Raw genomic sequence first — 9,058 nt, 5'->3', positions numbered from 1 at the left:
CTCTCACCCATCCAGGACGCAGTGGACACGGCTCGGCGAAGTCTCAGGAGGACATCGCGGCGGAGCCGAGGAGTTCCGACAGCCGGCGGATCGTGGTGTGGCGGAAGAGGTCCTGCACGGCGAGCACCGCGCCTCCCCGGCCCCGCAACGCGGCCACCAGGCGCACGGCGCGCAGGGAGTTGCCGCCCAGCTCGAAGAAGTCGTCGTCCGCGCCGACCGGGACGCCGAACTCCGCCGACCACAGCTCCACCAGCACCCGCTCCGTCGAGGACGCGGCGCGCACGGGCGCCGTCCGGACGGCGGACCGCGGGTCGGGCAACGCCGCCACGTCCACCTTGCCGTTGACGGTCAGCGGCAACAGGTCCAGCACGGTGATGCCGGCGGGCAGCATGAAGGCGGGCAGCCGGTCGGCCAACGTCGCGCGCAACGCCCGCACCTCGAGGGGCGCGTCCAGCACCACGTAGGCGTCGATCCGCGCGGTCGTCGGATCCTCCTGGTCCGACCGCACCACGACGGCGGCCTCCCGCACGGCCGGCTCACCGAGCAGCACGGCCCGGATCTCCTCCAGCTCGATCCGGAACCCGCGCACCTTGACCTGGCTGTCGATCCGGCCGCGGTGCACCAGCCGCCCGTCGGGGGTCAGGTGCCCCCAGTCGCCGCTGCGGTACATCACCCCGCCCGCGAACGGGTCCGGGACGAACCGCTCGGCGTCGGACGGCGCGGCGTTGACGTACCCCTTCGCCACCCCGGCGCCGCCGACGCAGATCTCGCCGGGAACGCCGAACGGCTGCACCCGGCCGTCCCGGTCGGTGACGTACACGTGCCAGCCGGGCAGCGGCGCGCCCACCGACCGCGAGCCCTCCAACGCGGCCCGCCGGGTCACCGTCTGCGCCGTCACGTGCACGGTCGTCTCGGTGATGCCGTACATGTTCACCACCCGGCAGTCCGGCCGGATGTCGAACCAGCGCAACAGGACCCGCGGGTCGAGCGCCTCGCCGCCGAGGACGACGAGCCGGGTCGACAGGGTGACCGAGCGCCCCTTCATGGCGTCGATCAACGCCGCGACGGCCGACGGCGTCTGGCTCAGCACGGTCACCTCGGCCTTCTCCAGCACCCCGAGGAACTCCACCGGCGACCGCGACACCCAGTAGGGCACGACGACCAACCGGCCGCCGGTGAGCAGGCACCCCCACAGCTCCCACACCGAGAAGTCGAAGGCCACCGAGTGGAACATCGTCCACGTGTCGGCCGGGCCGAGCCCGAAGTCGTCCGCCGTCGCGTCGATCAGGGCGGCGACGTTCGCGTGCGACACCGCGACGCCCTTGGGCCGTCCCGTCGAGCCGGAGGTGTGGATGACGTAGGCGGTGTCCGCGACCCCGGCGTCGACCGGCTCCGCGTCCCCGTCCACCGCCTCCAACTCCTCGACGGTCACCGCGTGCGCGAAGGCGTCGACCGCGTCGCACTCGGCGATCACGACCGCCAACCCGGCGTTCTCCGCGATGGAGGACAGCCGCCCCGCCGGGTAGTCCGGGTCCATCGGCACGTACGCGGCGCCCGCCTTCAGCACCGCGAGCAGGCACACCACCAGGTCCGCCGACCGCTCCAGGCACACCCCGACGTGGTCGCCCACGCCGACTCCCTTGTGCCGCAACGCGTTCGCCAGGCCGGTCGACCGGGAGTCCAGCTCCCCGTAGCCGATCTCCCGCCCCTCCACGACGAGCGCGACCGCGTCCGGCTGCTTCGCCGCGCGCTCCCGGAACACCTCCTCGATCCGCCGCGCGCCGGTCGACGTCGGCCGCGGCCCCCGTCCGGCGGCCACGATCCGCCGCCGCTCCTCGTCGGACACCACGTCGATCGCCCGCACGTCCGCCTCGGGCCGCGCCAGGAGCGCGTGCGCGGCCGCCGCGTGCCGGGCGAACCGGGCGACCCGGTCCGGCGAGACCGCGTCCAGCCGGTGGCTCCACCGCAGCACGGGCCTGCCGTCGGCCGACGCCGCGGCCACCGTCAAAGGGAAGGGCGGCACCGGGTACGGCACGTACTCCGACCGCGGGTTCCCGTCCGGCGACCCGACGACCACGCCGACGCCCACCGGCACGGTCGCCTCGACCGGTCCCGCGACCAGGTCCGCCAGGTCGGTCACCAGCCGGTCCGCCGTGGTCGCGCCGTCCAGCGGGACCACCACCGCGCCACCACGCTCGTCGGCGACCTCCGGCGGCACGGCCAGTCGGCGGAACCCGACCACCGGCCGATCGGTGTTCTCGTACCGCGCCAGCACCACGCCGAGCGCGGCCATCCACCCGATCCACTCCTGGGCCGTCGGCGCGCCGTCCAGCGGGAGGTCGTGGTGACCCCACTCCCCCGCGCGACCCGCGTCGCCCTCACCCCACGGCACCGCCGCCGGCACCGGCGCGACGTGCTCGGCCAGGTCCGTCGGCACCACGAGCGGCAGCCCGTCGGCCAGGTGACCGGCGACGAGTTCCAGCCCGCGCCGGTCCAGCCGGTCCCGCCGCGCGACGAGCACCAGGTCCGCCCGACCGTCCGAGTACCGCAGCACCACGGCCCGGAGCCCGCGCCGGACCGGGACGGCACGGGTGAGTTCGGCACGCCTGCGGCGAACCGACCGCGCGTCGTCCGCGCCCGCGGCCACCTCCTCGACCCACAGCCGCGGCGCGACACCCCACCCGGACCACAACCCGTCCGCCGCCCGGAACCGCTCGACCACCGGTCCGACGTCGTCGGTGAGCCGGGTCCGGAGCGCGTGCGCGCCGTTGTCGATTTCCCTTGTCCCGTATGGCATTGCTGCTCCCCCGAGCCGGAACTAGTGTGCGGTGAAACCACCGTCGACCGTGACGACGGACCCGGTGACCCGGCTCGTGTCGTCCGACGCCAACCACACCGCGGCGGACGCGACGTCCTCCGGTTCGACCAGCGCGTTCAGCGGCTGGTCCGCGGTGAACGCGGTCTCGTGCCCGTCGACGGGGACACCCAGCGACCGCGCGACCTCCGACAGCATCCGGCCCTCGACCCACGCCGAGTCGCGGATGTTCCCCGGGCACACCGCGTTCACCCGCACCCTGTGCGGCGCGTAGTCCAGCGCGACGGCCTTCGTCAGCCCCACCAACCCGTGCTTGGCCGCGACGTACCCGGCGAAGTGCCGGTACCCGACCAACCCGGCGGTGGACGCGATGTTGACGATGCTGCCCGAGCGCTGCGCCGTCATGATCGGACCGACCGCGCGGATCGCCCGCCACGCGCCGGACAGGTCGACGTCCAGCAGCAGCGCCCACTCCTCGTCGGACACCTCGTGCACGACCTTGCCCGACGGCGCGACGATGCCGGCGTTGTTGACCAGCACGTCGATCCGGCCGAACCGGTCGTGCGCCCGCTCGACCGCCGCCGTCACCGCGACCGAGTCCCGCACGTCGGCCCGCGCGGTGAGCACCACCCCGCCCGCCTCCCGGCACAGCTCGGCGGTCAGGTCCAGCTGGCTCCCCGAGCCCAGCGGGTACGGCACGCCCTCGATGTCGTGCCCCACGTCGAGGGCCACCACGTCCGCGCCGGCCCGGGCGAACGCGACCGCGCACGCCCGACCGACACCACGAGCCGCGCCGGTGACGATCACGCACCTGCCGGCCAGCGTCACGACCCGACCGCCCGCACCACGTCCTCGGGCCGGTCGACCAGGTACATGTGCCCGCCCTCGGGCTCCACGAGGGTGAACCCGGCGGTGGTCTCGCGCTCCCACTCCCGCGCCTGCCCGGTGTCGACCAGCTCGTCCGACCGCCCGCGCAACGAAGTGATCGGCACCGGCAACGGGTCGCGCGAGCTGGGGCGGTAGTTCTCGTGCATCTCCACGTCGGCGCGCAACGTCGGCAGCACCATGTCCCGGACACCGTCGAAGGTCATCGCCTCGTCGGTGAACCCGGCGAACCGGCCGACCTGGCGCAGGAACTCGTCGTCGGGCAACCCGGTCGCCCGGACCTCGCGACGCGTCGTCGGCCCCGGCGACCCGCTGACCAGCAGCCGGGACACCGGCAGGTCGGTGTAGTCGACCAGCCGCCGCACGATCTCGAAGGCCAGCACCGCGCCGAGGCTGTGCCCGAACACCGCCACCGGTCGGTCTCGGTCGACCTCGGCGAGGAGATCGGGAAGCAGCCCGTTCACCGCCCGTTGGACATTCCGGTAAGGCGCCTGGTCGATCCGGCGCTCGCGGCCGGGCAACGACACCGGGAGCACCTCGACGTCGTCGGAAAGGTGGTCCCACTCGCGGAAGAACGACCCTCCGGCCCCCGCGAACGGCACGCAGATCAAAGTGACACGCGGCAACGCACTTCCCCCCAGTTCACCCCTCCGACCGGTATTCCGCCCCAATCCTGATCATCGTTCCCGGTCGCATCCCGTCATCCCATCGTCACAACCGGTCATGCGGATGTCAACCCATGCGACCGGGCATCGGCTGTCAACCGCCACCCCGCCCAACCAGGGCGTCCGCCGGCGGGCGCCGCCCCGGCCGGGTCGCCGTCACCGAACGGCGGACACCAGTGCCGCCCGAACGCGCCCGGTCCGCCGGCGTTCCCACCCGGCCATCGCCGCCGAATGGTGCACCTCGACCCCGAGCCGGCCGCCGAACGAATGGATGACGCAGGTTCCGCTGACCGCGTGCCGGGAACCGCCCGGAATGGGTTTTCCGGCCATCGCGACGCGGTACTCCTCGAATACCGACCCGGCCGTCGAAGGCAATTCCGGAATACGCCCGAAATTGGTCGCGGCGACCACGAGCCGGGTAGTCGGCTCACCCTCCTCCGGCGCGTCGCCCAGGTGCAACGGGGTTTGCAGTGGGAGGCCGGCCGCCACCTGGCTCTCCAGTTCCGACCGGATCGCCCGGGCCAGTCCGACCAATTCCGTCGGCGAGGTGGTGGTGGGCGGGTACACCGCCGAGCCGACCAGGTTCGTCGCCTCCGCGGCGCCGACCGGCGGGCTCACCATCGGGCGCAGGTTGACCGCGTACACGTGCAGCAGGTGCGCGAGCGAACACCCGCGGCACTCCGCCTCAGCGAGCAGGATCGCCGCCGAGACGAGACTGTTGACGGTCACGCCCTCCGCCCGCGCGAGCGCGACCAACCCGGCCGTCTGCTCCACCGTGAGCAGGACCCTGGTGGCGCGCAACGCCAGGAACCCGCGTTCGTCCACTTCGGACTCGTCCTCGCCGGCCGCCACCTCGACCGGCGGGGCAGGCGGCACGCAGTCGACCACCCGCGGCAACCGGTCGAGCGGGATCTTCACCACCCCGCGCGCGGTCAGCACCTGCTCGGCCGGCAGCGGATAACCGTGCGGCTCCACGACGACCGGCCGCCCCTCGACCGCGTCGGCGTACCGGGACCAGAGCGCGGCGAGCAGCGCGACGCCGTGCGCGCCGTCCGCGACGGAGTGGTGCAGGGACAGCGTGACGCTCGCCCGGGCCCCGTCGCGGACCAGCCCGACCGCGCCCAGCCGCACGCCCTGGTCGAGCACCGACCCGGCGAGCAGGTCGTCCGGGTCACCGGCCACGACCGAGATCGCGGGCGGCGTCTCCGACGTCACGAGCACGTGCCCGCCGTCGGGATGGGGTTTCAGCGCCGCCCCGACCACCGGGTAGGACCGGACGACCGCGTCGAACGCCGCCGCCAACGCGTCCTCGTCCACCCGACCGGCGACCAGGACCGCGTGCCCGATGTAGGCGTGCGCACCGGCGAAGATCTCCTCGCCCGGCGTCAACCGACGAATCTCCTCGACACTCACCGCGACGAAGCTAGCACAGCCCGCGACCGGGTCGAACTCCTTGCCACACCGGGACTTCAGCGCCAGCTGGGCAACCAGAGCTCGGCCTGCCACTGGTCCGCGCTGATCGGCACGCCGTTGAGGATGGGCCACAGCCACACGAAGTTGGCCACCACCAGGCCGGTGTACATCGCCACGACCAGCAACCCGGTACCGCGCCGCTCCGCGCCGGCACCCGCCCGGCCGAGCACGTCACCGCACGCCAGCACCAGCCCGAGCACCAGGAACGGCGCCAGCGGCGTGGTGTAGAAGAAGAACATCTGCCGGTCGACGTTGAGGAACCACGGCAGCAGGCCCGCCAGGTAGGCCACCAGCACGGCCGCGTGCCGCCAGTCCAGGTGCGCCAGCGCGCGCCACAGCGACCACCCGATCATCGGGAACGCCAGCCACCACATCGCGGGCGTGCCGACGAGCATCGTCGCGCCGACGCACTCCGCCGCGCCGCACCCGGCCGCCAGCGGGCTCGGCGACTGCTCGTAGTAGTAGAGCATCGGCCGCAGGCCCATCGGCCACGTCCACGGCTTGGACTCCCACGGGTGGGTGCCGACACCGGGCGCGTTGGTGAGCAGGTTCTCGTGGAAGCGCAGGACGTTGCCCTCGTAGAAGAAGAACGACCGCAGCGCGTCGGGCAGCCAGTCCGACGCCGCGACCAGGGTGCCGGCCGCGTGCCGGTCCACCGCGGTCTCGCTCGCGAACCAGGCCCACCAGGACCCCAGGTACACCAGCACGGGGATCAGCAGGATCGCCCACAGCGCGGGCAGCACGTCCCGCAGCAGCGCGCCGACCCACGGGCGGGCCACCCCGGCGGCCCGGCGGGCGGTGGCGTCCCAGATCACGGTCAGCAGGCCGAACGCGGCGATGTAGTACGCGCCGTTCCACTTCACCGCGCACATCAGGCCGATCGAGATCCCGGCTGCGAACCGCCACCAGCGGAACCCGAGCCGCGGCCCGTAGTCCGACAGGCCGATCCACCCCTCGTCCACGGCGGCGGCCAACCGGTCGCGGACCTGGTCCCGGTCGACCAGCAGGCAGGCGAACGCGATCACCACGAACAGCGCGCCGAAGATGTCGAGCATGCCCATCCGCGACTGCACGTGACTGACGCCGTCGCAGATCAGCAGCACCCCGGCGAGCGCGCCCAGCAGCGTGGACCTGGTCAGCCGCCGCGCGATCCGCACGACGAGGAAGATGCACACCGTGCCGGCGACCGCCGAGGCGAACCGCCACCCGACGCCGTCGTAGCCGAACAACCACTCGCCGACGGCGATCAGCTGCTTGCCGAAGGGCGGGTGGACCACCACCTCGTAACCGGGGTTGTCCTCGTACCCGCCGTTGCGCAGCACCTGCCACGCCTGGGCGACGTAGTACTTCTCGTCGAAGACGGGGGTGCCCTTGTCGGTGGGCCACCCGAGGTTCCAGAACCGGACGACGCCGCCGAGCAGCGTGACCGCGAGCGTGACCCACCACCCGCGCGCCCGGTCGCCCGGCACCACCGGCCGAAGCCGACGCACCCGATCGTCCGGGCCCAGCTCCGCCGGCTCGCTGACCGGCGGCAACTCCCCGACTTCCACAACGCCGGTCATCGCCACCCGAGCGATCTTAGACCGACACCGCGCACCCCTCCGATCGGCGGGGTCGGCCCGTCGCGGCCGGTCCGCGGCGCCCACCCGCGCGGTGAGGTCCGCCCGCCCGATCCGCGCCGGCCGTCCTCGTGGCACCCGCCCAGGGCGGCCCGCCGTGACCTGGAGAGCGGGCACCGTGCCCGGCACGGTCCCGAAGAGGGTTTACAGCCGGTAGTCGTCGCGCAGGTAGTGCCGGTACAGCGTGGCCGCCGCGGTCGCCGGGTCGCCCTCCGCCAGCACGTCCACCAGCTCGCGGTGCATGCGGGGCATGTCGGCCAGGTCCAGGTGCTGCTCCTCCAGCGAGGAGCGCATGACCGCGCCCATCTGGGCGTCCATCCCGCCGAACAGCTGCGCGAGCCGCGGTTTGCGCGCGGCGGCGACCAGGCGGCCGTGGAACGCGGTGTCCAGGTCCACGATCGCCGCCAGGTCCTTGGCGTTGGCGGCGTGCGCCATCCGCTCGACCAGCTCGGCGAGCGGGTCGAGCAGCTCCGCCACCCCGTGCGCCAGCACGGCCCGCAACGCGCCCTCCTCCAGCACGTACCGGGCGTAGCACGCGTCCTCGATGTCCGCGTGCGACAGTCGCGTCACGACGCTGTGCCGGCGCGGGCTGATCTCCACCAGCCCGTCGCCCTGCAACCGGGTCAGCGCGAGGCGGACCGTCGAGCGGCTGACACCCAGTTCCTGCGCGATCGAGGCCTCCACCAGGCGGGTGCCCGACGGCAGCTCGTTGTTCAGGATCCGGGTGCGCAGCAGGCGGTGCACGCTGTCCGGGAGGGACAGGTGTTCCAGATCAGGCATCAGGGCACCCCAGCAGCTCCGGTGTCACGCCGACGTGGTCGACCGGGTCCACCCGCACGGCGAACGACGCCGCCGGTCCGCACAGGATCGGCATCGCGCCGGGACCGTGCCCGGGCAGCGGGCTCGCCGCGTGGACCACCACCGCCACCGTCAGCCACCCCTCCCGGCGTCCCGCGTTGTGCCGGACGTCCACGTCGTCAATGCATAGCAGATCACCCAGCCGCCAGTGCGCCGCGTCCGCCCGCGCGACCTGCACGTCCAGGTCCCACATCGGCGCGGGCCGGCCGAACCCGTTGCCCACGAGCCAGGACGGCACCCGCGCGCGCACCGACAGCGGACTGGTCAACTTCGCCAGCACCGCCGGGTCGATGTTGAGCGAGTCCGGCGCGCCCTGGCCGTAGGCCCGGATCGCGACCTGGTCGGTCGGCGCCATCCGGGCCAGCACGTCCGGCGCGAACACGGCGATCACCCGACCCTCGTCGCCGCGCTTGCCGAGCACCCGCCCGGTGCTGCCCGCCGCGGCGCCGGTGCGCACCACGACCTCGTTGCCCAGGCAGGAGAACGCGGTCAGCGCGTGCCTCGCCGCCGGGTCCGGGTGCACGAGCGTGACGCCGGGCGCGGCGTGGTCGGCGTCGAAGTCGAACACGCCGTCGCCCAGCCGCAGGCCGAGCACGACCCCGCCGGTCGCGGTCGGCACGTAGGGCCGCCCGTCCCGGTCGACCAGGTACGGGTTCGCGCCCAGGCGCGGTGTCTCCACGACGCCGAGCAGGGTGGTCGGGACGAGTGCGGTCACCGGGCTCCTCCGGAGGTCGGCGGCACGG

At 73.7% G+C, this 9,058-nt stretch carries 7 protein-coding genes; all 7 read right to left on the bottom strand.

The window, feature by feature from the left end; genetic code table 11:
• Positions 1 to 43: 43 nt before the first annotated feature.
• Positions 44 to 2,797 (bottom strand): non-ribosomal peptide synthetase, encoded by a 2,754-nt coding sequence (locus AB0G50_RS03130; protein WP_360101640.1) that lies wholly within the window; start codon positions 2,795 to 2,797, stop codon positions 44 to 46.
• A gap of 21 nt (positions 2,798 to 2,818) precedes the next feature.
• The gene (locus tag AB0G50_RS03125) at positions 2,819 to 3,643 is read right to left on the bottom strand and encodes an SDR family oxidoreductase (RefSeq protein WP_360101638.1); all 825 of its coding nucleotides are present in this window, start codon (positions 3,641 to 3,643) and stop codon (positions 2,819 to 2,821) included.
• On the bottom strand, positions 3,640 to 4,302 hold the full coding sequence (locus tag AB0G50_RS03120) for an alpha/beta fold hydrolase (protein ID WP_360101636.1): 663 nt from the start codon (positions 4,300 to 4,302) through the stop codon (positions 3,640 to 3,642). Before AB0G50_RS03120 ends, AB0G50_RS03125 begins: the two co-directional genes overlap by 4 nt.
• A 219-nt stretch (positions 4,303 to 4,521) precedes the next feature.
• The gene (locus AB0G50_RS03115) at positions 4,522 to 5,778 is read right to left on the bottom strand and encodes a hypothetical protein (RefSeq protein ID WP_360101634.1); all 1,257 of its coding nucleotides are present in this window, start codon (positions 5,776 to 5,778) and stop codon (positions 4,522 to 4,524) included.
• A 56-nt stretch (positions 5,779 to 5,834) separates the two neighbouring features.
• Complete coding sequence (locus AB0G50_RS03110) at positions 5,835 to 7,400, bottom strand: phospholipid carrier-dependent glycosyltransferase (RefSeq protein ID WP_360101632.1); 1,566 nt, start codon at positions 7,398 to 7,400, stop codon at positions 5,835 to 5,837.
• Between the two features lie 201 nt (positions 7,401 to 7,601).
• Entirely contained in the window at positions 7,602 to 8,237 is a 636-nt protein-coding gene (locus AB0G50_RS03105) for a GntR family transcriptional regulator (protein WP_360101630.1), read from the bottom strand.
• Positions 8,230 to 9,030, bottom strand: coding sequence for a DUF4438 domain-containing protein (locus tag AB0G50_RS03100; protein ID WP_360101628.1), 801 nt, complete (start codon positions 9,028 to 9,030; stop codon positions 8,230 to 8,232). The genes AB0G50_RS03105 and AB0G50_RS03100 overlap by 8 nt, the downstream gene beginning before the upstream one ends.
• Between the last annotated feature and the right edge of the window lie 28 nt (positions 9,031 to 9,058).

Origin of the sequence: Actinosynnema sp. NPDC020468 (assembly GCF_040642015.1) — a bacterium.
Taxonomy (GTDB): Bacteria; Actinomycetota; Actinomycetes; order Mycobacteriales; family Pseudonocardiaceae; genus Actinosynnema.
The sequence above is the reverse complement of the archived record's forward strand: the minus strand, read 5'-3'. Positions and strand labels throughout refer to the sequence as shown.